Source organism: Nocardioides ginsengisegetis, assembly GCF_014138045.1.
Classification (GTDB): domain Bacteria; phylum Actinomycetota; class Actinomycetes; order Propionibacteriales; family Nocardioidaceae; genus Nocardioides; species Nocardioides ginsengisegetis.
This window is the reverse complement of sequence record NZ_JACGXA010000001.1, coordinates 1,336,854-1,358,099: the sequence shown is the minus strand read 5'-3', so window position 1 is coordinate 1,358,099 and position 21,246 is coordinate 1,336,854. Positions and strand designations below refer to the sequence as shown.

Genomic DNA, 21,246 nt, shown 5'->3' with positions numbered 1-21,246 from the left:
GCTGGGTTCAACGGTCGGACGCCGGGAGGTCCAGCGCGCGCCAGACGGCCGCCCAGACCTGCTTGGGCGGGACGCCCGCGTCCAGCGCCTCGGCGGCGGTGCGCCCGCCGAGGTCGGCCATCACGAACTGGCCCGCCCACGCCTTCGCGTACGCCGACCCCAGGGCCAGCTCCATCCGCTCCCAGAACTCCGTGTGCCTCATGTGTCCTTCCGCATTGCTCCACTCACGTCGTGCAGATGGTGCACCACGTCGTGCAGGTGGTAGCGACCGAGGCTCTCGACGGTGAACTCGCTGCCGTTGCTGCGGATGCCCGCGCGCCCCCACGCGTCGTCGGGCACGGCGGCGTACCGCTCGGCGACGGCGCTCGCCGCGACGGTCAGCTCGCGCCCGACGACGACCGGGTCCTGGAGGTCGTAACGCTGCTGGACGGCGGTCTCGTCCTGGTCCCAGTTGGCGAAGTGCGGGACGTCCTCCTCGAGCATCAGGCGGACCCGCTCGTCGAAGACCCGGTGCACGTCTCGGACGTGACAGGCGTACTCCGTCGGCGACCACACCTGCGGCGCCGGCCGCCTCGTCACGCCGGGGCCACCGTCCAGCACGCGGGCCCATGACGCGGCGTTGGCCAGCAACCGCCCCGCGAGGTCACGGGCCGGGACGTCTGCGGCCACGAAGCCGCACTCGGGGCAGGGCCGGTCGAGCACCCAGGTCCAGTCCTTGGTGTCGGGGGTGACAGGTTCCATGCGCCCATTCTGGCAAGGTCTGCCCCCATGGAGATCCGTCCGGCCACATCCGCCGACCTGCCCGCGATCGCGGCGATCTACGACGCGGAGGTGCTCGGCGGGATCGCGACCTTCGCGACCGTCCCGCCCGGGACCGACTACTGGGAGAGCCGGCTGCACTCCCCCGCCGCCGGCGACCACGTGTTCGTCGCCGAGTCCGACGGTGCCGTGGTCGGCTACGCCTACTCCGGCTCCTACCGTCCCCGCGACGCCTACGCCCGCACCCGCGAGACCTCGGTCTACCTCGCCGACGCAGCCCGGGGCCGCGGCACCGGCCGGGCGCTGTACGACGCCCTCCTGGCGACCCTGAGCGCCGACGGGATGCGGCTGGCGGTGGCCGTGGTGGCGCTCCCCAACGACCCCAGCGTCGCCCTGCACCGCGCCTGCGGCTTCAGCAGCGTCGGCGTGCTGCACGACGTGGGCCACAAGTTCGGCCGGTGGATCGACACCGAGCTGTTCGAGCTGCTGCTCACCTGATTGGGGTAACCGGGTTCGCTCACCGGTTGCCACCCCTTTGCTGCGTGTCACAGTGCCGTTCGGGGGGCCGAACGGGCGCGCGCGGCGAGGGAGGCGTGGATGTCGACTGACGAGACCGTGCGGGTCACCCCGCCCCCGACCGGGGGCGGCGACCTGACCCCGGCACTGCTCGCGAAGGACGTGTGGGACGACTCCGACCTGGCCGCGGTGGGCATTCCGGTCATCGACATCCCGTTCGTGACGGTGGGCGCCGGGATCGGCTCGTTCGTGACGGTCGACTACCTGCGCATCGCGGGCGTCCCGGCGTCCAGCATCAAGGTGCTCGGCAACAACGAGACCCCGTGGTCGACGTACGAGTACCTCACCCGCAACTCCCAGATCCCGCGCAACGAGCGGCTCCGCTCGGACTCCGCGTCCTGCCCGGACTGCATCTGGGGCTTCCCCAGCTACGCGATCCGCGAGGCCTGGTCCGCGAAGGGTCTGCGGGCCAAGCTGGCCCCGCTGTGGAACGTGCTGACCGAGCCGATCCTCTCCGACTACTGGACCCCGCGCGCCGGCCAGGTCTTCGAGTCCCTGGAGAAGGAGGCGGCGCGGATCGGCTACTACGAGTGCCTCGAGAAGGGCCTGGTCCGCGTGGTGCGCCGTCGCAATGGTGGCGGCTACTTCACCATCCTGACGCCGCCGGCGGGCACGTCGCCGACCAAGCGGGTCGCCTACCGCAGCCGCTTCGTGCACGTCGCGGTCGGCTACCCCGGCCTGAAGTTCCTCCAGGACCTCCAGGACTACCGCGACACCTACCAGGACTACGCGAGCGTCGTGAACGCCTACGAGCCGCACGAGGGCCTGTACGCCGAGCTGCTGCGCCGGCCGACCACGGTGGTGATCCGCGGCAGCGGCATCGTGGCCTCGCGGATCCTGCAGCGGCTGATCGACGACCGAGACCGGCACGGCAGCCAGACCACGATCGTGCACGTCTTCCGCACCTACGTGACCGGCTCGCACGGCCCGAGCATCTTCATGCGTCGACGCGGCGGCGACGGGTGGGCCTACCAGGGCTTCAACTACCCCAAGTCGGTGTGGGGAGGCCAGCTCAAGAGCCGGATGCGCCGGCTGGAGGGCGAGGACCGGGCCGCGCTCTACAAGACCATCGGCGGGACCAACACGCCGGTCCGCTCACTGTGGCAGGAGCAGCAGTCACGCGGCCGCAAGGAGGGCTGGTACCGCACCGTCACCGGCACCGTGCAGTCCGTCGTGCCGGCCGGCGACGGCACGGGCGGCGGCACCGTCACACGGATCATGACCGACCAGGGCGTGCTCGAGCTGCAGGCCGGCTACGTCATCGACTGCACGGGGCTCGAGGCCGACATCGGCGAGCACCGGCTGTTCGCCGACCTGCTCGAGCACACCGGCGCGGGCCGCAACCCGCTGGGTCGCCTCGACGTCGAACGCACCTTCGAGGTCCGCGGCACCGCCAACGGCGACGGTCGCCTGTACGCGTCGGGCACCGCCACCCTCGGTGGCTACTTCCCCGGCGTCGACACGTTCCTGGGGCTCCAGATCGCCGCGCAGGAGATCGCCGACGACCTGGCCCGCCAGGGCTTCGGGAAGCGGATCGGCCCGGTCCGCTCGGTGGTCCAGTGGCTGCGCTGGGCGCGCGGGAAGGCGGTCTGAGCATGCTGCCGACCCTCGTCGGGCGTCTCCAGACGCGCATCTTCCTGATCGCCGTCGTGGGCGGGCTGTGGGCGCTGGTCATCGCGCCGCTGCTGCCCGGCGGTGGCACGCTGACCGACCGCTACCGCGCGATGTACGCCGTGCTCGCGATCGTGCTGGTCCTCGGCCTGGTGTGGGAGGTCGTCTACCACCTGCTCCAGCAGTTCCGCTGGGAGAAGGACTGGCCGACGTTCTTCGCGCTCCTCGTGGGCGTGCCCGAGGGGCTGGCGGCGTACGCCGTGGCCCGCAGCGGTGTCCTGTCCTGGGCCGAGGACATCACGCCGGCGGCGTTCGTCGTCGGCTTCGGCACCACCTGGCTGGTGACCTGGCTCGTCGTGAGCGGGCCGATGCGCGTCCTGACCGTCCACTGGCGGTTCCGCGGAGGGAGACTGGTGTGACCGAGATGTCTGTCCCGACGGCGGGGTCAACGTCGTCGTGGACCTCGATGCGGGTGGTGCTGGCGCCCGGTGACCTCGTGGTCGCCCGGGAGGGCCTGGCCATCCTGGTGGCCGACCCGCGCACCCCCGGCCAGGAGTCGGTCGTCGACCGGCTGCAGGAGCTGTGCACCGAGGTGGGCAGGTCCGTGGCCCCCGGCGCGGCCCGGGACCTGGTCCGCGCGTGCGCGATGCTCCTGGCCAACAGTGCTCCGCCGGACGTGCCGGCGCTCGGTGTCGTGACCGTCGACCGGGACCACCTGGTCGTGACCCTGACCGACGGCATGCGGATGGCAGTGACCGGCCCCGACGGGACCAGCGACCTGGTCTCGAGCGACGACTCGCTGCTGCCGGTCAACCGGGTGCTGCGGCCCGGGGTCACGCGCGTGGTCGTCGGACCCGACCCGGGTCGCCTGGACCCCGACCGTCGCAGCAACCTCTCCGGCGGCGTCGTCCGCGCCGGTGGGGTCTTCCTCGAGCCGACCGCGCCCGTGGCGCAGGACGGGCACCTGCACGAGACGCTCGTGGACCTGGAGCCCGTGCCCCAGCCTGCGCCCCCAGCAGCAGAGCCCGAGCCCGAGCCCGTGCCCGAGCCACCGACGTTCACCACGTTCTCGCTCGAGCCGGAGCCCGAGCCCGAGCCTGCCGCGCCGATGCCGGACGTCGACGAGGACGGCCCGCTGGTGCGGGGCATCGTCTGCTCCCGCGGCCACTTCAACCCGCCGGACGCCCGCTTCTGCGAGCGCTGCGGGATCTCCACGGTCCAGCAGACCCACAACGTCATCACCGGTCACCGGCCCCCGCTGGGGGTGCTGGTCCTCGACGACGGCTCGGTGCACGCGCTGATCCGCGACTACGTGATCGGCCGCGACCCGGGTGCCGCGGACGACGTACGGGACGGGCGCGCCACGGCCCTCGTGCTGGAGGACCCCGACCTGTCCCTGTCCCGCGTGCACGCCCGCCTCGTCCTGGACGGCTGGGACGTGCGGGTGGAGGACGCCGGGTCGGTCAACGGGACGTACGTCGCCGATCCCGGCTCCGAGGAGTGGCGCCGGCTCGAGGCGGACGTGCCGACCACGATCCCGGCGGGCTCGCGGCTCCGGATGGGCGCACGCACGATGACGTTCGAGTCGCACCACAAGCTCTGAGCGATGCCCCGACGGCCCGAGCCGTCAGGGCGTCGCGAGGTCAGCGTCGGACGATGTACTCGCGGTAGCGGGCGTGGTCCGAGGGCGAGTCGTCGCAGTCGATCAGGCCCTCGTAGACGTCGGTGAGCCGCTGGGTGCCCTCCAGGCGCACGGGGAGCCCGTCGGCGTCCTTGCGGACGACCCGCAGGGGCGACCACACGATCGTCGTGGTGTCGCGCCCCTTGGTGCCCGGGACGTCCTGGCCCGTCTGGGTGTCCTGGCAGACCCCCTCGAAGACCGATTTGCCGCCCTTGGGAGGGATGACCACGAAGTGCTTGCCGTCGTAGGTGTAGCGGAACACCGAGCCGCTCGAGGAGTGGATGACGCCCGCGCACGACTGGTGCTTGCACTTCTTCAGGTCCAGGGTCCAGACCCGGTGCTCCTTCTTGGGCAGCTTCTGGTCGTAGGTGCTGGAGAGCAGCACCCGCGTGAAGTCGTACTTGCCGGAGGGCGTCAGCTCCTCCAGGGTCTTCGGCGTCGGCGACGGGTCGTCGACCGGCTGGGCCGACGGTGAGTCGCTGGCCGCCGGCGGCGTCGCCGTGTGGTCGGGTCCGCCCCCGGTCTTGGCCGCCACGGTGGCGACGGTGGCGACCACCACCGCGCCCACGACGCCGCCGATGAGGGCGAGCCGCTTGGTGCCGGACTTCGCGGCCTTGACCGCCTGCGAGGACACGATCGAGGCGGTGTCGACCAGGACGGTCGGCGCCGCGGTGGAGCCGAGGCCCGCCGCGGCCAGCGGCGTGACGCCGGCGACCAGGGCCGCGATCGAGGCCCGCTGGAGCCAGGCCGGACCGAAGCGGCGGCGAGCCGCCTCCTCCAGCTCCGCGAGGAACGCGCGAGCGTCCTGCGGCCTCTGGGCGGGGTCCTTGGCCATGCTGCGCCGGAGCAGGTCCTGCAGGTCGGCGCCGTGGCCGTCGAGCAGCGGCACCTCCTCCTCGACGTGCCGGCGCACCGTCGTGGCCAGGTCGGAGCCGGCGTACGGCGGGTGGCCGGCCAGCAAGGTGTAGAGGACCGCGGCCGTGGAGTAGACGTCACTGGCGCGGCTGAGGCTGCCGCCGACGCCAGCCTCGGGGCTCATGAAGGCCGGGGTGCCGACGAAGCCGGCCTCGCCCGTCGGGGCGGCCAGCCCGAAGTCGACGAGCTTCGAGGTGCCCTGAAGGTCGGCCAGGATGTTGCGTGGCGACACGTCGCGGTGCAGCAGCCCGCGGTCGTGGGCGAACGCCAGTCCGAGCACCGCCTCGCGGATCACGCCCACGGACTGCTCGGGGGTCAGGGTGCCGTGCTGCTCGAGGATGCGGTCGAGCGAGGCGCCGTCGACCCACTCCTCGGCGAGCCAGGCGCGGTCGTCCTCCTCGACGAAGTCGTAGACCTCGACGACGTGCGGGCTCTCGAGCCCCGCCAGGATCTCGGCCTCCGCGCGCAGTCGCTCGCGCATCTCGGGCGACCGGGAGATCGCCTCGGAGAGGACCTTGATCGCCGCGGGCCGGTCCAGGGCCACGTGCCGGGCCCGGTAGACCGTGCTGGTGCTTCCCTCGGCCACTCGCTGGAGGACCTCGTAAGGCCCGTACATCTCGCTCATCGCGTCCCCCCTGACGCCCCCGAATGATTGAGTGCGCGGCCGTTCGGGGACGGGCCGCCCGATCCGAAGGTAGGGCGCGCGGCGCCCGATCGGCGGTCGCGGACGAGCGTTCCCCCAATCGCGGTACGCCGTCCGGCGGAGGGCTTCGGCAACGCCGTGAGCGCCCTACGATCGCCGGATGGACGAGGGGGCCGTGCCTGCCGGGTACGAGCTCGTCCGCGTCCTCGGCGCCGGTGGTTTCGGCGAGGTGGTCCTGGCCCGGCACACCGCGCTCCACCGGATGGTGGCCGTCAAGCGCATCCACGCGGTCGCGCTCGCCGACGCCGACAGCGTGGCCCGCTTCCGTCGGGAGGCGAAGCTGCTCGCCTCGCTCGACTGCCCCTCGGTCGTGCGCGTCTACGACCTCACCGTGGGGACGCGACAGGCCCACCTCGTCATGGAGTACGTCCCCGGCGAGGCGCTCTCCGACATCGTCGCCCGCGGGCCGCTCCCGGGCCCCGAGGCCGTGCGGGTGCTGCGGGACGTCGCCGACGCGCTCACCACGGCCGCCGGGCACGGGATCGTGCACCGCGACGTCAAGCCGCACAACGTCTTCGTGCTCCCCGACGGGCATGCGAAGCTCGGGGACTTCGGGCTCGCCCGGGCCGTCTCGGACCCGTCGGTCTTCCGGACCGACGCCGCGTCGGCGATCGGCACCCCGGCGTACTTCCCGCCCGAGCTGGGGCTCGGCCAGGGCGAGCCGGACGCGCGCTCGGACGCCTACAGCTTCGCGATCGTGGCCTACGAGGCCCTCACGGGACGGCGACCGTACGACGCCCCCGACGCCCTGGCCCTGATCAGCGCGCACTGGCGGCTGGAGCCGCCCGACCCGCGCAGCCTCCTGCCCGGGCTGCCGGCCAAGGCGGCGAACGTGCTGCTCGCCGGCCTCGCCAAGGACCCCGCTGACCGGCCGCTCCCGGACGAGCTGGTCGCGCGGCTCGAGGCGATCCCGACCTCCGCGTGGCCGGCCGTCGAGCGCAGGCCAGCGCCACCTCGCGCAACCCAACGCAGCGCCCCGACCGTCCGGGTCGAGGCGCCCACGGCCCCCGCGCCACCGCCACCGCGGCGCTGGCCGCGGCGCCGCGTCCTCGTGGGCGCGGCCGGCCTCGCCGTGCTGCTGGGCGTCGGTGGCGTCGCCTGGGCGACCCACCGGCCCGCCCCTGCCGTCACGGTTGACTCGGTCCGGCTCACCAGCGACCCGGACCCCGCCTCGGTGGTGTGCCCCGACGGCACGGTGCGGCTGGACGCCGCGTTCGCGACCAACGGGGGCGCCGGGGCGTTCACCGTCCGCTGGACCGGGCCGGACGGGACGACGCTCTCCGAGCGGCGCGTCGCGGGCCGGTCGGGGCAGCACACCGTGCGGAGCACGCTCCGGCTCGACCTCAGCGGGCCGCGGCCGATCACCGGTGACGTGACCGTCGCGGTCGTCGGGAGCGACGTACGGGCGAGCCGGGCGGTGCGCTACCGCTGTCCCTCGCGCTGATCCTCCCGCGGGCGCTCGCAACGCCGGGTGAGCATCGCGTCCAGCCGCTCGTCGTTGTCGTGCGCGCTCCCCCGGACCTCCAGCACGGGCCCCGTCCCGGCCGCGGGGTGCGGTCCGTCGGCGACGCCGCGCACGAGCACGAGGGAGGCGCCGTCGAGGCCCGTCCGGTCGAGGAGGTCGTCCTCGGTGGTCTGGCTGGCGGCGATGCCGGCCTCCTCCAGCCGACGCTCGAGGGTGCTCGCCCGGCGCGTCTCGCGACGGCCGCCGCGGGTGACAAGCTGCAGGGGTACGCCGAGCCGCTCGGCCACCCGGGCCGCCTGCTCGACCGCCGCCGTCCCGTCCGCCGTGGTGCCGACCCGGGCGGCGACGCCGGTGATGGTGGACGCCTCGTCGGGGAGGTGCAGCGTCACCACGACCGCGTCGTCGTGCTCGGCCGCCGCCGCGGCCAGGGCCGACCCGGCCGCCGCCAGCACCACGTCGGCGCCGGTCGCCTCGGCGTGCACCCGCGCCTCGGCGACGGGGTCGTCGGCCAGCTCGGAGTGGACGTGCACGACGGCGCCGGCGGCCGTGGCCCGCCGGGCCAGGGACTGGGTCGCCTCGAGCGAGGTCGCGACTGCTGCCAGGTCGGCCAGGCGCCCCGAGCCCACCTCGACCCGGCGGAGCGGGCGGGCCTCGATCCGGCTGATGACCAGCTCGCTGTCCTCGCCGGTGCCGAGCAGCCGCACGCCCCAGTCGACGAGCTGCCCGTCGGGAGCGTCGGCGCCCTCCGCAAGCACGAGCACCCGGTGCTCGGCCGAGAGCCCCAACGCGGTCCGCTCGGCCTCGAGGATGTCGCGCTGGACGGCCCGGTCCGGGTAGATCAGCCGCAGCAGCGGCTCGGTCATCACCGTCGTCAGGATCGCCATCAGGACCATGACGGTGAACAGGCGCTCGTCGAGGACACCGACGGTCAGGCCGACGTTGAGCACGACCAGCTCGGTCAGGCCACGGGTGTTCATCAGCACGCCGATGGCGGCGGCGCGCCGCGACCGGATGCCCAGCCCCCGGGCGGCCGCGGCCGCGCCGAGGAACTTGCCGAAGCAGGCCACGGCCATGACCGCGAGCAGCTCGACCACCCCGGACCGGCCCAGGGCCGTCACGTCGACGTTGAGACCCGTCACCACGAAGAAGACGGGGAGCAGCAGCAGCACCGTCACCTGCTCGACCCGCTCGAGGATCTCCTGCGAGAGCCGCTCGGCGCCGCGCCGTGGCATGGCCGCCCCGAAGAGGAAGGCGCCGAAGATCGCGTGGATCCCGATCTTGTCGGTGAGGAAGCTCGAGACGAGCACCCCGACCAGGACGACGGCGAAGATGTCCGGCGTCAGTCCGCCGGCGGCGTCACGTCGGTCGACCAGGACGCGCAGCCGGGGACGAACGACCAGGAACATCACGACCACGAACCCGACGGACTCGGCGACCATCCGCACCAGGTCGGCGCCGCCCGAGGAGCGCACGATCGCGAGCACCACCGCGAGCATGATCCAGGCGAGCACGTCGTCGACGGCCGCGCAGGCCAGCGCGAGCGCGCCGGTGGGCGTGCGCTGCATGCGCCTCTCCTGCAGGATCCGGGCCAGGACCGGGAAGGCGGTCACGGACATGGCGGCGCCGAGGAACAGCGCGAACGGCACCAGGTCGACGTGGTCGCCCGCCACCGTGTCGTGGCGGCCGTGCAGCCACAGCGCGAGGAGGGTGCCGAGGCCGAAGGGCAGCGCCACCGAGCAGGCCGAGATCGTGCCGGCCGTCGCGCCCTTGCCCCGGATCAGCCCGAGGTCCAGCTCGAGCCCCACGACGAACATGTAGATCGTCAGGCCCAGCGCCGCCACCACGGCGAGGTAGGGCCGGACGTCGGGCGGGAAGAGGTCGTCGGTCGGGTTGCCGGGCAGCGCGCCCAGCAGGGAGGGCCCCAGGGCGAGGGCGGCCAGGATCTCGGCGACGACCGTCGGCTGGCGGAGGCGGCGTACGAGCGGGCCCAGCAGGCGCGCGACGAGCACGATCACGGCGATGTCGAGGAAGACCAGGGCGATGGTCTCCTGCGTGTCGTGAGCAGCCATCAGCGCTCCCCCCATCTCTAGGCACACCCCTGGCCGCCGAGATCTCGAAAGTACCTCCGCGACCCGGGTGCAGGGATCACCTGAATCGGTGTCGTCGGCGTCCGCCGAGCGGTGCGATGCTTCCCGCAGGAAAGTTCGGAGGACGCACTGATGGACGGGGTTGCCGACTACTCGTTCGTGGAGTTCCTGGGCACCGCCGGACACGGCAGCCGCTACCTCGCGAGGACTCCCGCGCGACTCGGGATCACCGCACCCATGGTCGCGGTGAAGGTCTTCTCCGGGGCCACCGACGAGGACGCTCTGCGACGCGCGACGCGCGAGCTCCGGGCCTTCGCCGCGGTCAGCTCGCCCTTCCTCGTGACCCTGCTGGACGCCGGCCGCGACGGCCCGACCTTCTTCTACGCCATGGAGCACTGCGCGGGCGGCTCGCTGGAGTCGCCGACCCACCGGCTCACCCGGGGCGAGCGGCTGCTGGCCGTCGCCCGGGCGGCGCGCGGCGCCCACGCCCTGCACCTCGCGGGCCTGGTGCACCGGGGCATCAACCCGGGCAACATCCTGCTCGCCGACGACGGGGCGCGGCTCGCCGACCTGGGGCTCGCCCAGGCCCTGGACCCGTCCGCGTCGGTCACCGGTCTGGGACCCGCGACGTCGGTGGAGTACCTCGACCCGGGCGTGCTGGCCGGCGAGGTCGCCACCCCGGCCTCGGACATCTGGTCGCTCGGCGTGACCCTGCACCGGGCGCTCACCGGCACCGGCGTGCACGGCGAGCTGCCCGTCCACGACCCGCTCCTCGCCGTACGACGGGTGCTCGGTCAGCCCCCGAAGCTCTCCGAGTCGCTCACCGACGACGAGGCCAACCTCGTGCGCCGCTGCCTCGCGCCGGAGCCGGAGCGCCGGCCCGGGAGCGCGCTGGAGCTCGCCGAGGAGATCGAGCTGATCCAGGGGTTCGCCCAGGTCAGATGAGCGTCAGGTCAGCAGCAGCTTGTCCAGGCGTCGGCGCACGACCATCAGGCCGACCAGGCCCATGACGACGAGGTAGACGACCGAGGCGGCCGAGCCCCACGACAGGGCGCCGGTGGTCAGCTCGCGGCAGAGCACCACGCCGCGATAGAGCGGGGTGAGCTCGACGATCCAGCGCACCGCGCCGGGGAAGGCGGTGACCGGGAAGAAGGTCGCCGAGAACAGGAACATCGGCAACGTCGCCAGGGTCACGAACTCGAAGTCCTGCCAGCTCCGCATGAACGTCGTCAGCGCCATGCAGACCCCGCCGAACGCGAGGCCGATCAGCAGCGCGGCCGGCACGACCAGCACCGCCCACCAGGAGCTGACCAGCCCCATCGCCAGCATCACGACCAGGAAGCCCGCGGAGTAGACGCCGCCCCGGAGCAGCGACCAGCTCAGCTCGCCGCGCGCGATGTCCATGGTGGTCAGCGGCGTGGCCAGCATCTGGTCGAAGAGCTTGTTGTACTTGAGCTTGAAGAAGAAGTTGAACGTCGAGTCGAGCAGCGAGCCGTTCATCGCCGAGGCCGCGAGCATGCCCGGCGCGACGAACTCGGCGTAGGGGATCGTCTGGCCGTTGAACTCGAAGCCGCTGATCAGCTGGCCGACGCCGACGCCGATCGAGAAGAGGTAGAAGACCGGCTCGAGGAAGCCGGAGACGAAGATGTACCAGGCGCGGCGGTAGGCCAGGTAGTTGCGGTAGAGCAGCAGCCCGGTGGCCTCGCCGGCCGAGACCGGGGAGGCGGCGGCGCGACCGACGCTCGTCGTCAGCATGGCCATCAGATGATCATCCGCTTCTGGAGTCGGTGGACGGCGGCGAACCAACCGGCCAGGGCCAGCACCGTCAGGTAGACGAGGTGGACGAGCACCATCGACCCGTCGACCTGGCCGAGGGTGAGCATCCGGGTGAGGTCGACGCCGTGCCACAGCGGCGTGACCTTGGCGACCGCCTCGAGGAAGGGGCTGAGGTTGGCGATCGGGAAGAAGGCGCCCGAGAAGAGGAAGAGCGGGATCATCCCGAGCCGGAAGACCAGCGAGAACGCCGACTCGTCCTTCAGGCCCGCGGTGAAGGCGTAGATCGGGGTCGCGAAGGCCATCCCGATGAGGAGCTGGACGAAGAACGCCGCGATCACCCCGGGGACCGAGGCGAACACGCCGAACGGCGCCATCACCGCGAAGAACACCGCGCAGGTCGTCGCCACCCGGAACGCCACGAAGCCGAGGTGGGCCAGGATCACCTCGGGCACGCCCAGCGGGGTGGCGATCATGCCGTAGTAGGACTTGTGCCACTTGATCATGCCCATGACGGGGTAGGTCACCTCGCCGAACACGGTCGTCATCGCCTGGGCCGCGACCATGCCGGGAGCCACGAACGCGAGGTAGGACGTCGCGCCCTCGAGCTTGGCGGGGTCGCCCTTGATGAACCCGCCGAGCAGCACGCCCATCGCGACGACGTACAGCAACGGCGTCACGAAGGACGAGATCGCGCTGCCCTTCCAGGTGCGCTTGTAGGCGATCGCCCAGTAGTCGAAGAGGCGGGATGCGCCCGCGAAGACGTTGGCCTGGGGCTGGACCTCGACGCCCATCAGTCCACCAACGTGCGGCCGGTGAGGCGCAGGAAGACGTCCTCGAGGGTGGAGCGCCGCACCAGGACGGCCACCGGCTCGAGGCCGCGCTCGTGGACCTTGGCGATGACCTCCTCGCCGTCGTTGCTGTAGACGAGCAGACGGTCGGGCAGCACCTCGACGCGGTCGCCGAGGTCGGCGACCTTCTCGGCGAGCTGCTCGTGGCTGTCGCCCTCGGCCGCGACCCCGAACCGGAGCTCGGCGACCTCCCGGGTGGAGTGCTCGCGGATGAGCGAGAGCGGTGAGCCCTCGGCCACGATCAGGCCCTTGTCCATGACCACCAGCCGGTCGCAGAGCTGCTCGGCCTCGTCCATGTAGTGGGTCGTGAGGACGAGCGTCACGCCCTGCTGCTTGAGCCGGAACAGCCGGTCCCACACGACGTGGCGGGCCTGCGGGTCGAGGCCTGTGGTCGGCTCGTCGAGCAGCAGCAGGTCAGGCTTGTTGATCAGGCTGCGGGCGATGGTGAGGCGCCGCTTCATGCCGCCCGAGAGGTCCTCGACCATCGCGTCGGCCTTCTCGGTCAGCTGCACGAACTCCAGCAGCTCCTCGACGCGCGAGCGGACCTCCTTGCGCGGCAGGCCGAAGTAGCGGCCGTAGACGAAGAGGTTGTCGCGCACCGTGAGCTCGGTGTCGAGGGTGTCCTCCTGCGGGCAGACGCCGAGGCGGCTGCGGACGGCCGGGCCGTCGGTGTCAGGGTCGAGGCCGATCACCCGCAACTCTCCCCCGCTGACGGGCGAGACCGCCGCGATCATCCGCATCGTCGAGGACTTGCCGGCACCGTTGGGACCGAGGAAGCCGAATGCCTCGCCGCGTCGGACGTCGACATCGATGCCCTTGACGGCCTCGAAGTCTCCGAAGCTCTTGCGGAGCCCTTGGGCATGGATCATGGAATCGGTGTCAGCCACGTCACGAGACCCTAATTGTTCGCGCCGACAGTCCCCACCGAAAAAACGCAGAAAGGCACAGCAATTGCGGGCCGGAGTCGGGAACCGGACGCATCGCTCGGGGCTCGTGTCTTCAGTGCTCGATTCTTCAGGACCTGGTGGCAAGGAGGGACGCATGGACGAGACAGCCGAGCTGGCGGAGCTGTACGACGCGTCGTACCGCCGCCTCGTCGTGCAGCTCTACGCGGTGTGCGGCGACCTGGCCGACGCCGAGGACGCGGTGCAGGAGGCCTTCGTGACCGCGATCCGCAAGGGCCGGGGTCTCCGGGGGGTCGCCAACCCCGAGGCCTGGGTCCGCACCGCCGCGCTGAACCGGCTGCGGCACTCCTGGCGCCACTCCTCGGTCGTGCGCCGCTACCAGCCACGCGTGCCGGGTCCGCAGGCGCCGGTCGAGGCCGGCCCCGACCGGGTCGCGATCGTGACCGCGCTGGCGCAGGTCGAGCGCGACCAGCGCGAGGTGGTGGTGCTGCACTACCTCGCCGACCTCGGCATCGCCGAGATCGCCGCCGAGCTCGGGGTGCCCGAGGGCACCGTGAAGTCCCGGCTGGCCCGGGCGCGGACCCGGCTGGCGCCCCTCCTCGACGAGAAGGAGGACCGTCATGCCTGACCTGGACCTGCTCCGCGGCCTGGGCGACGAGCTCGTCCCGCCCGACTTCGACGCCCTCGTCACGACCGCCCGCCGACGGACGCGTCGTACGGCGACCACGACGGTCGTCTCCGCCGCTGCGGCGCTCGCGCTCGTCGCCGGCGCGACCTTCCTGGCCCTCTCCGATGACGATGGCACTCCGACGCCGATCGGTCCGCCGAAGGTCGTCACGCACCCGCTGACCTACGCGGAGGGCGCGACCATCCACTACGGCGACCAGGACGTCACCGCCGCGGGTGCCGTGGTCGAGCTCGACGTGACCGACGACGGCGTCCTGGCCAGGCTCGACGACGGCGGGATCTGGTTCACCGACGGGACCGACCTCGAGCAGGTCGGGACGCTCGGGCAGCCGACTCCGGCGTTCACGGAGATGCCGCAGGGCCCGCCGAACGTCCCTCCGGGCTTCGTCGTCTCCCCCAACACGGGCTCGCAGGCCGCGTGGTTCGAGTTCCCGGAGCCGGGGAAGCCGGAGCTGGTCGTCTTCGACACCCACACCCGGGAAGAGTCGCTGCGGACGCCGGTCGACCTGGGCGGGGCCGGGTACGCAGTGCTCGCCGCCGTCACCGACACCTCGGCGTACTGGTACACCAGCCACGAGCCCGACAGCCTCGGCGTCTACGACGTGCTGATCCCCGACGCGCGGATCGACCTGGCCACGGGGGTGCAGGGGCCCGACACGACGCACCAGTTCGCTGCCGAGACGCAGGTGCAGAACACGCCCCGCACGATCATGGTGAGCCACGCCCAGGGCAACGAGCCGGTGCGGTACACCGTCAGCGACGGCATCTTCTGGCAGTTCGGCGTGGGCAAGCACAAGGTCGAGCCCGCGGGCGCCCAGCCGCTCGATGCCCGCGACGGCGGGACCAGCGCGCCCTTCACCTTCACGTCTCCCCCGGGCCAGCCCGAGTCCGGCATCGACTGGCTGACCCAGTGGCTCGACGACGACACCGTCGTGATCGTGGCGAACGCCCACGGACAGGACGACCTGATCGAGTGCCACGTCTCCACCCGGGCCTGCGACCTGGCCCTCGAGGTGCCCGAGGCGGCGGTCATGCCGGAGATCGGCTGAGGCCGTGCCCGGCCGGAGCGCGACCGCTGCGCTCGCCCTGGTGGTCGTCCTGTCCTGCCTGGCCGCGACGGGCTGCCGGGACGGGCACGCCGGTACGCCGCGGGCGGACGCTGCCGTGGCCAGCACGACGCCGCCGGTGGCGCCCGCCCCGAGACCTCCGCGCGTGGTGACACTGGGCTTCGCGGGCGACGTCCACTTCCAGCTCAACCTCACGTCGTTGCTGGACGACGACACCCTGGGCCCCATCACGCGGGCCCTGCAGGAACCCGACCTGACCATGGTCAACCTCGAGACCGCCATCACCGCCGACGGTGTCCGGGACCCCAAGGAGCTCGAGGTGCCCGACCAGCGCTACTGGTACCGCGCGCCGCCGCAGGCCCTCGACCTGCTCGACCGGAGCGGCGTCGACGTGGTCACGATGGCCAACAACCACGGCGCGGACTACGGCCCGGAGGGACTCGCCGACACGCTGCGCGCCGCACGGCACAGCCCGGTGCGGGTCGTGGGGATCGGCCGCGACCGCGCCGCGGCCTTCACGCCGTACCGCGTCTCGGTGCACCACACCCGTCTCGCCGTCTTCGCCGCCGACGCGACGCCGCGCGAGGGGGCGAGCGCCGTGTGGGAGGCCGGCGCCCGTACCCCCGGGATCGCCGCCGTCCGCGACCGTGCGTCCTTCGGCCGGCTCCTGCGCGGGCTGCGCGCGGCCGACCCCGACGAGGTGGCGGTCGTCTACCTGCACTGGGGCATCCAGGAGCGGTCCTGTCCGAGCCCCGTCCAGCGACGGATGGCGCACGCCCTCGCGGCTGCGGGCGCCGACGTCGTCGTGGGCACGCACACCCACGTCCAGCAGGGCGCGGGGTGGCTCGGCGACACCTACGTCGCCTACGGCCTGGGCAACTTCGTCTGGTACGTCAACCACCACCCCGACACCGGCGTGCTCCGCGTGCGGCTGGAGGACGGGCACGCCGTGTTGGACGACTGGGTGCCGGCGGAGATCCAGATGTTCGGGCGGCCCCTCCCCCGGCACGGCCGCGAGCGCGCTGCGGCGGTCGCCCGGTGGCGTGCGCTCCGGGCGTGCGCCGGCCTGGCGGCGCGGCCCGACGACCTGCCGGCCTTCCGCGGGTCGGTGCACCGGGTCGACTCCGTGGTCGGCGCCCGCTGCCCCGTGGGGCGGGAGCACCTGCGGGCCCTGCGGCTGTCCTACGTGGGCTTCGACCGGCGTCGCCACCGCGGCGAGCTGGTCGTCGCGGCCCGCTACGCCCGCGACCTGGTCGCCGCCTTCGGCGTCCTGTACGACGCGCGGTGGCCGATCCGGCAGATGCGGCCGGTCGGCGACTTCGGCAGCGACGACGACCGGTCGATGGCCGCCGACAACACCTCCGGCCACAACTGCCGCCGCGTCGCCCGCAGCCACGCCTGGTCGGCCCACGCCTACGGGGCCGCGGTCGACATCAACCCCGTGGAGAACCCTTATCTGCTCGACGGATCGGTCCGGCCGCCCGCCGGGCGCCCCTTCGCCCACCTCGACCGGTCCCGCGGGTCACCCGTCCCGCGCGGCACCATCCGCGACGATGACGTCGTGGTCGAGGCGTTCGCCGCGATCGGCTGGGAGTGGGGCGGCGCCTGGGCGGAGCCGGACTACCAGCACTTCGCGGCGCCGCGTCGGTGAGGTGTTGCTAGGCGGCGAGCTCGAGGTCGACGTCGATGGGGCTGGTGTAGAGCTCGACGACGATCGGTCGTGCGGTGTCCGTGGTGCTGGGTTCGACGGGCAGCCCGGGGGCGCGCGAGTGGTGTCGATGTCCGGTGGGGGTGGTGATCTCGACGGTGTGCTGGTCGGGCCAGGTGCTGGTGGTGCGATGTCGCCAACCGGGTTGTTCCTTGGCGTAGTTGCAGGCCTCGCAGAGTCCCTGGCCGCCGTCGAGGGTGGTGGTGCCGCCGTCGGCCCTGGGGGTGACGTGGTCGCCGTGGCGCGAGGGTGCGTCGCACCACGGGGTGCGGCAGGTGTCGCCGTCGCGGGCGTGGAGGAGGCGGCGCAGGTTGCCGGTGAAGACGATGTCGGTGGAGTCCATCGCGACCAGGGTGTTGGTCCAGGGGTCGGCGTAGATCCGGCGGAGCAGGACGTCCTCCTCGGCCTCGGCGATGAGGTCCGCGGCGGTGCCGGGGGTGATCGGGCCGTAGCCGACGAGGTGGGGCGGGGTGGTCCGGTCGCGGCCGAGGAGCATCTCGGCGCTCATCACGAGCTGGACCCCGACCCGGCGGGTGCCGGCCAGCGCGGGCGCGTCGAGGCGGTTGCAGAGCTCGTCGGCCATGATCTGGTCGTGGCGGCGGTCGTCGCCCGCGGCGCGGAGCACCCCAGCTCTCTGCCGGAGCTCGGTCATCGCGCAGTGCGCGTCGGCGGCCGGCAGGTCGGCGGAGATCCGGGACATCCCGTCGCCTAGGGGCCGCAGGGTGACCCGGCGTCGGGTGCGGGCCCGGTGGGCGCGCTCCTCCGCGCCGGCGACGTCGAGCTCGTAGGCGATCCGACGGGCCGCGACCAGCACGTCGTGATTGCCCATCCCGACGAGCTGCGGGCCGAGCGTGGCGTCCAGACAGGACCGGTCGTCGGGGGTGAGGTCGGCAGACTCGCGGACGACGATCTGGGCGCGCTGCTCGTTGATGTCGCCGCGGGCCAGCGCTGCGTAGGTGTGGGGCATGTCCTGCAGGGCGAGGGCCAGCGCGAGGTGCTCGCGGCCGGCGTGCGGGGACTCCCGGCGGGCCATCGCGACCTCGTGTCCGACCGCCCGTGCCAGCCGCTCGGCCGGCACTCCCACGGACCGCTCCGCAGTGACGCGCCGGCGGTGCAGCTCGGCGGCCAGCCGGGCCTTCGCGGCGGCCGAGGCAGACGTCAGCCGCTCCTGCGCGGCGAGCTCGTCGACGATCTGGGCGTCGGTCAGCTCAGTCGGCTCGATGTCCCCGAGCAGGCCCACCCACATCGCGGCGTGGTCGATCACCACCTCTGGGTCAGACGATTCGAACATGTCTTCGATTATACGCAACGTTGCCGACGTTTGGGAAGGCCCGGCTCCCGCCTGGTTCGTCTCCCGTCCAACCGATCGGGCCGTGTCCGAGCACCCCCCACCCGCTCAGCGCGACGAGCGGATGTCAGCGATGATGACGCGACCGCTCAGATGGGGAAGCGATGACGACACGACCGACTCTGTTCCTGACCGTAGGACTGCCAGGCACAGGGAAGACCACCGAAGCACGGCGCCTCGAAGTCGAGGAGAAGGCTCTTCGCCTCACGAAGGACGAGTGGGTCAAGGCCCTTTACGGGCTCGCGAACCCGCCGTCGGCCTCGGACGTGATCGAAGGCCGGCTCATCGAGATCGGGCTGCGCGCCCTCGAACTCGGCATCAACGTCGTCATTGACTTCGGCCTCTGGGGGCGAGACGAGCGCTCCGCGCTCCGCCAGGCAGGTGCCGGCCTCGGCGCAGCGGTGGAGATGCGCTACCTCGAACTCCCACCGGCCGAGCAGCGGAGACGACTTGACCGGCGCCAAGCCGAAGAGCCGCACACGACGTGGAACATGTCGGACGAGGAACTCGCCGAGTGGGCTGACATCATCAGCATCCCGACGCAAGGGGAACTCGACGGCAGCGAACCTGTCGATTGTCCCCCAGCAGGATTTGCGACGTGGGAGGAGTGGCGCAGGCATCGCTGGCCCCCGTCGGTCCCCTGACACCAAGAAGGACCCGCGGCAGGTGCGCCGACTCGACGCTCAGGTCCCGCAGAACGTCCGGTACGTCGCCCCGAAGTCGCCCGGCGCCGGCGCGGCGTACCGCTCGAGCCCGGGACGCTCGTCGTACGGCGCGGTGACGGCGCCGAGGAGCGCGGTGAGGGGGGCGAGGTCGCCGGCGGTGGCGGCGTCGAGGGCCTCCTCGACGAGGTGGTTGCGCGGGACGTAGACGGGGTTGACCGCGTCCATCGCCGTGGCCGACGGCGAGAGCGCCAGCCAGCGCGCGACCCACGCGTCGAACCCCGCGAGGTCGAGGAAGAGGGCGCGGGCGGGCTCGACGTCACCCCGGGCCGCAACGCCGAGCGCGCGGTAGCAGGACGTGTGGTCGACGTGACCGGCCTTCATCAGCCCCAGCAGCTCCTCGACGAGCGGCGACACGACGGAGTCGTCGAGACCGGCCGGCAGCCCGAGCTTCTCCCGCATCCCGGCGGACCAGGCGGCGGAGTAGTGGACGCGGAACTCCCCCAGCGCGGCGACCGCGATCTCGACCGCCTGCTCCTGGTCATCGTGCAGGAGCGGCAGCAGTGCCTCGGCGAGCCGGGCGAGGTTCCACTCGGCAATCAGCGGCTGGTTGGCGTAGGCGTAGCGGCCCTGCTCGTCGATCGAGCTGAACACGGTCGCCGGGTCGAACGCGTCGAGGAACGCGCACGGCCCGTAGTCGATCGTCTCCCCCGAGATCGTCATGTTGTCGGTGTTCATCACACCGTGGATGAAGCCGACGAGCATCCACCGCGCGACGAGCGACGCCTGGGCCGCTACCACGGCCTCGAAGAGCGCGAGGTACGGCGCCTCCGCGACCGCGGCACCCGGGTGGTGGCGGGCGATCGCGTGGTCGGCGAGCCGGCGCAGCAGGTCGCGGTCACCGGTGGCGGCGGCGTACTGGAAGCTGCCGACCCGCAGGTGGCTACTCGCGACCCGCGCCAGCACGGCACCGGGCAGGATGCTCTCGCGACGCACCGGACGTCCGGTCGCGACGACGGCCAGCGACCGGGTGGTCGGGATCCCCAGCGCGTGCATCGCCTCGCTGACGACGTGCTCGCGGAGCATCGGACCGACTGCGGCGAGCCCGTCGCCGCCGCGGGCGAAGGGGGTGCGGCCGGAGCCCTTGAGGTGCAAGTCGCGCAGCCGGCCGTCCGTATCGGTGAGCTCGCCGAGCAGCAGCGCACGCCCGTCGCCGAGCCGCGGCGAGAACCCGCCGAACTGGTGCCCGGAGTAGGCCTGCGCCACCGGCGAGGCACCCTCCGGCACCGCGTTGCCGACCAGCAGCCGCACACCCTCGGGCGTGCGCAGCCCCTCGGGGTCGAGGCCGAGCTCGACGGCGAGCGGCTCGTTGAGGACCAGCAGGCGCGGGTCCGGCGCGTCCTCGGCCTGCCAGCGCACGGCCATCTCCGGCAGCTCCCCGGCGAAGCGGGAGCCCAGGGTCACGGTCAGGGCGGGTACGACGCTCACACTTCCGAGCGTAGGCGGGAGGCGACTACGGTGCGAAGGTGCACCGCTGGGTCTGGTGGCTCGGAGTCCTCCTGGGCGGCCTGCTCGTCGTCGCAGGCGTCGCGGAGACCGTCCGCCTGCTCGTCACCGGGGACGGCGGCCTCTGGTTCTGGTTCCCCACCCTCGTCGGTGGCGGCGCCCTCGTCATCACCGGGACCGTCCTCCTGCCGCACTCCCCCGCCCGCGGACGCCTCCTGACCACGATCGGCGCGCTCGCAGCGGTCCTGCCGACCATGTGGACGGTGCTGGTCCCCGTCCTGCTCGTGGTGCTGATGGTGGCCACGGCCCGGGAGGCCGCCGCGCTCGAGGCGGGCCGCGGGAGGACCGGTTAGCGCACGAGGGGGCCGACGTGGCGGTGCTCCCAGCGGCTAGCCTCAGCGCCGTCGGCACGTCGATCGGGAGGCGCGATGATGAAGCGTTGTTGGTTGAAGGTGGCTGCTGCGGTCTGCATCGCGGCGGCGGGGCTGTCCGGGTGCGGCGAAGACACGTCCCAGGCGGTCCCGGCTGCACCGACGTCATCGGGTCGACCTGCCGCTCAGCCGAGCACGGACACCTCCGACGGACCCTCGAGGTCGAAGCTCGACGCGTACGTCGCGGCGGCCCAGCGCTCGATGCAGTCGATGCTGCCCGCCAACGCCAGCAAGATCTACGCGTCGATCCGGGTCAAGCCGGTCTATCCGGACGGGATCGAGTTCGTGTACGTCTACCGGGAGCCGGTCGACGCGTCGAGGGTGGCGCACTACCTCGACACGCAGGTCCCGCTGTTGAAGGCGACGTTCCGGACGCAGATCGCGCCGGAGATGAAGCGCAACGGGTGGACCACCCCGTCGGCGACGTGGACCTACGACAACCCCGACGGGACCGTGGTCTGGACGCACCGCGTGCCCTAGCCCGGACCCCTTGTCGGTGCCGTGCGCAAGG

At 72.7% G+C, this 21,246-nt stretch carries 21 protein-coding genes; 12 read left to right on the top strand and 9 right to left on the bottom strand.

Annotated elements, in window-relative coordinates; genetic code table 11:
• Window positions 1-7: 7 nt before the first annotated feature.
• Complete coding sequence (locus FB382_RS06335; protein WP_182537725.1) at window positions 8-202, bottom strand: DUF3046 domain-containing protein; 195 nt, start codon at window positions 200-202, stop codon at window positions 8-10.
• Window positions 199-741 (bottom strand): DinB family protein, encoded by a 543-nt coding sequence (locus FB382_RS06330; protein ID WP_182537722.1) that lies wholly within the window; start codon window positions 739-741, stop codon window positions 199-201. The genes FB382_RS06335 and FB382_RS06330 overlap by 4 nt, the downstream gene beginning before the upstream one ends.
• Window positions 742-768: 27 nt before the next feature.
• Between FB382_RS06330 and FB382_RS06325 the strand changes: the two genes are divergently transcribed.
• The 4 genes from FB382_RS06325 to FB382_RS06310 all read left to right on the top strand — a co-directional run bounded on the left by FB382_RS06325 (window position 769) and on the right by FB382_RS06310 (window position 4,549).
• Window positions 769-1,257 (top strand): GNAT family N-acetyltransferase, encoded by a 489-nt coding sequence (locus tag FB382_RS06325; protein ID WP_182537720.1) that lies wholly within the window; start codon window positions 769-771, stop codon window positions 1,255-1,257.
• 99 nt (window positions 1,258-1,356) lie between these two features.
• The gene (locus FB382_RS06320) at window positions 1,357-2,928 is read left to right on the top strand and encodes an FAD/NAD(P)-binding protein (RefSeq protein WP_182537718.1); all 1,572 of its coding nucleotides are present in this window, start codon (window positions 1,357-1,359) and stop codon (window positions 2,926-2,928) included.
• 2 nt (window positions 2,929-2,930) lie between these two features.
• Window positions 2,931-3,365 (top strand): hypothetical protein, encoded by a 435-nt coding sequence (locus FB382_RS06315; RefSeq protein ID WP_182537715.1) that lies wholly within the window; start codon window positions 2,931-2,933, stop codon window positions 3,363-3,365.
• Window positions 3,366-3,370: 5 nt separating this feature from the next.
• On the top strand, window positions 3,371-4,549 hold the full coding sequence (locus FB382_RS06310; protein ID WP_246377656.1) for a double zinc ribbon and FHA domain-containing protein: 1,179 nt from the start codon (window positions 3,371-3,373) through the stop codon (window positions 4,547-4,549).
• 40 nt (window positions 4,550-4,589) lie between these two features.
• On the opposite strand, the gene FB382_RS06305 is transcribed toward FB382_RS06310, so the two are convergent.
• On the bottom strand, window positions 4,590-6,167 hold the full coding sequence (locus FB382_RS06305; protein WP_182537711.1) for a serine/threonine protein kinase: 1,578 nt from the start codon (window positions 6,165-6,167) through the stop codon (window positions 4,590-4,592).
• A 178-nt stretch (window positions 6,168-6,345) separates the two neighbouring features.
• On the opposite strand from FB382_RS06305, the gene FB382_RS06300 reads away from it, so the two are divergent.
• Complete coding sequence (locus tag FB382_RS06300; RefSeq protein WP_182537709.1) at window positions 6,346-7,689, top strand: serine/threonine-protein kinase; 1,344 nt, start codon at window positions 6,346-6,348, stop codon at window positions 7,687-7,689.
• Here FB382_RS06300 and FB382_RS06295 read toward each other — a convergent pair.
• Window positions 7,668-9,779, bottom strand: a complete 2,112-nt coding sequence (locus FB382_RS06295) for a cation:proton antiporter (protein WP_182537707.1) — start codon at window positions 9,777-9,779, stop codon at window positions 7,668-7,670. The genes FB382_RS06300 and FB382_RS06295 overlap by 22 nt on opposite strands.
• A gap of 150 nt (window positions 9,780-9,929) precedes the next feature.
• Here FB382_RS06295 and FB382_RS06290 point away from each other — a divergent pair, with 150 nt between their 5' ends.
• A complete protein-coding gene (locus tag FB382_RS06290; RefSeq protein ID WP_182537705.1) occupies window positions 9,930-10,742 on the top strand; it encodes a serine/threonine-protein kinase in 813 nt (270 codons plus the stop codon).
• 3 nt (window positions 10,743-10,745) lie between these two features.
• Here FB382_RS06290 and FB382_RS06285 read toward each other — a convergent pair whose 3' ends face one another.
• Genes FB382_RS06285 through FB382_RS06275 form a run of 3 tightly spaced genes read right to left on the bottom strand, consistent with a single transcriptional unit; the run spans window position 10,746 to window position 13,308 of the window.
• Window positions 10,746-11,558, bottom strand: coding sequence for an ABC transporter permease (locus tag FB382_RS06285; RefSeq protein ID WP_182537703.1), 813 nt, complete (start codon window positions 11,556-11,558; stop codon window positions 10,746-10,748).
• A complete protein-coding gene (locus FB382_RS06280) occupies window positions 11,558-12,364 on the bottom strand; it encodes an ABC transporter permease (protein ID WP_182537701.1) in 807 nt (268 codons plus the stop codon). Before FB382_RS06280 ends, FB382_RS06285 begins: the two co-directional genes overlap by 1 nt.
• Window positions 12,364-13,308, bottom strand: coding sequence for an ABC transporter ATP-binding protein (locus FB382_RS06275; RefSeq protein ID WP_425490052.1), 945 nt, complete (start codon window positions 13,306-13,308; stop codon window positions 12,364-12,366). The genes FB382_RS06280 and FB382_RS06275 overlap by 1 nt, the downstream gene beginning before the upstream one ends.
• 154 nt (window positions 13,309-13,462) lie before the next feature.
• Here FB382_RS06275 and FB382_RS06270 point away from each other — a divergent pair, with 154 nt between their 5' ends.
• The 3 genes from FB382_RS06270 to FB382_RS06260 are packed head-to-tail and all read left to right on the top strand — an operon-like array spanning window position 13,463 to window position 16,731.
• Complete coding sequence (locus FB382_RS06270; protein ID WP_182537699.1) at window positions 13,463-13,954, top strand: RNA polymerase sigma factor; 492 nt, start codon at window positions 13,463-13,465, stop codon at window positions 13,952-13,954.
• Entirely contained in the window at window positions 13,947-15,062 is a 1,116-nt protein-coding gene (locus FB382_RS06265; RefSeq protein ID WP_182537697.1) for a hypothetical protein, read from the top strand. Before FB382_RS06270 ends, FB382_RS06265 begins: the two co-directional genes overlap by 8 nt.
• A gap of 4 nt (window positions 15,063-15,066) precedes the next feature.
• On the top strand, window positions 15,067-16,731 hold the full coding sequence (locus tag FB382_RS06260) for a CapA family protein (protein ID WP_182537695.1): 1,665 nt from the start codon (window positions 15,067-15,069) through the stop codon (window positions 16,729-16,731).
• A 7-nt stretch (window positions 16,732-16,738) separates the two neighbouring features.
• On the opposite strand, the gene FB382_RS06255 is transcribed toward FB382_RS06260, so the two are convergent.
• Complete coding sequence (locus FB382_RS06255) at window positions 16,739-18,079, bottom strand: HNH endonuclease (RefSeq protein ID WP_182537693.1); 1,341 nt, start codon at window positions 18,077-18,079, stop codon at window positions 16,739-16,741.
• Between the two features lie 161 nt (window positions 18,080-18,240).
• On the opposite strand from FB382_RS06255, the gene FB382_RS06250 reads away from it, so the two are divergent.
• Window positions 18,241-18,780, top strand: coding sequence for a P-loop nucleotide/nucleoside kinase family protein (locus tag FB382_RS06250; RefSeq protein WP_182537691.1), 540 nt, complete (start codon window positions 18,241-18,243; stop codon window positions 18,778-18,780).
• Window positions 18,781-18,819: 39 nt separating this feature from the next.
• On the opposite strand, the gene FB382_RS06245 is transcribed toward FB382_RS06250, so the two are convergent.
• Complete coding sequence (locus FB382_RS06245; RefSeq protein ID WP_182537689.1) at window positions 18,820-20,286, bottom strand: protein adenylyltransferase SelO family protein; 1,467 nt, start codon at window positions 20,284-20,286, stop codon at window positions 18,820-18,822.
• 38 nt (window positions 20,287-20,324) lie between these two features.
• Here FB382_RS06245 and FB382_RS06240 point away from each other — a divergent pair, with 38 nt between their 5' ends.
• Together FB382_RS06240 and FB382_RS06235 are read left to right on the top strand one after the other, a co-directional pair.
• Window positions 20,325-20,657 (top strand): hypothetical protein, encoded by a 333-nt coding sequence (locus FB382_RS06240; RefSeq protein WP_182537687.1) that lies wholly within the window; start codon window positions 20,325-20,327, stop codon window positions 20,655-20,657.
• Between the two features lie 288 nt (window positions 20,658-20,945).
• Window positions 20,946-21,215, top strand: coding sequence for a hypothetical protein (locus FB382_RS06235; protein WP_182537685.1), 270 nt, complete (start codon window positions 20,946-20,948; stop codon window positions 21,213-21,215).
• Window positions 21,216-21,246: the final 31 nt, after the last annotated feature.

Coding starts and splice junctions, on each gene's coding strand:
- FB382_RS06300 (WP_182537709.1), top strand. CDS start 6,346: ATGGACGAGGGGGCCGTGCCTGCCGGGTACGAGCTCGTCCGCGTCCTC.
- FB382_RS06265 (WP_182537697.1), top strand. CDS start 13,947: ATGCCTGACCTGGACCTGCTCCGCGGCCTGGGCGACGAGCTCGTCCCG.
- FB382_RS06250 (WP_182537691.1), top strand. CDS start 18,241: ATGACGACACGACCGACTCTGTTCCTGACCGTAGGACTGCCAGGCACA.
- FB382_RS06325 (WP_182537720.1), top strand. CDS start 769: ATGGAGATCCGTCCGGCCACATCCGCCGACCTGCCCGCGATCGCGGCG.
- FB382_RS06255 (WP_182537693.1), bottom strand. CDS start 18,079: ATGTTCGAATCGTCTGACCCAGAGGTGGTGATCGACCACGCCGCGATG.
- FB382_RS06330 (WP_182537722.1), bottom strand. CDS start 741: ATGGAACCTGTCACCCCCGACACCAAGGACTGGACCTGGGTGCTCGAC.
- FB382_RS06315 (WP_182537715.1), top strand. CDS start 2,931: ATGCTGCCGACCCTCGTCGGGCGTCTCCAGACGCGCATCTTCCTGATC.
- FB382_RS06310 (WP_246377656.1), top strand. CDS start 3,371: ATGTCTGTCCCGACGGCGGGGTCAACGTCGTCGTGGACCTCGATGCGG.
- FB382_RS06295 (WP_182537707.1), bottom strand. CDS start 9,779: ATGGCTGCTCACGACACGCAGGAGACCATCGCCCTGGTCTTCCTCGAC.
- FB382_RS06335 (WP_182537725.1), bottom strand. CDS start 202: ATGAGGCACACGGAGTTCTGGGAGCGGATGGAGCTGGCCCTGGGGTCG.
- FB382_RS06280 (WP_182537701.1), bottom strand. CDS start 12,364: ATGGGCGTCGAGGTCCAGCCCCAGGCCAACGTCTTCGCGGGCGCATCC.
- FB382_RS06235 (WP_182537685.1), top strand. CDS start 20,946: ATGCTGCCCGCCAACGCCAGCAAGATCTACGCGTCGATCCGGGTCAAG.
- FB382_RS06320 (WP_182537718.1), top strand. CDS start 1,357: ATGTCGACTGACGAGACCGTGCGGGTCACCCCGCCCCCGACCGGGGGC.
- FB382_RS06290 (WP_182537705.1), top strand. CDS start 9,930: ATGGACGGGGTTGCCGACTACTCGTTCGTGGAGTTCCTGGGCACCGCC.
- FB382_RS06305 (WP_182537711.1), bottom strand. CDS start 6,167: ATGAGCGAGATGTACGGGCCTTACGAGGTCCTCCAGCGAGTGGCCGAG.
- FB382_RS06285 (WP_182537703.1), bottom strand. CDS start 11,558: ATGGCCATGCTGACGACGAGCGTCGGTCGCGCCGCCGCCTCCCCGGTC.
- FB382_RS06270 (WP_182537699.1), top strand. CDS start 13,463: ATGGACGAGACAGCCGAGCTGGCGGAGCTGTACGACGCGTCGTACCGC.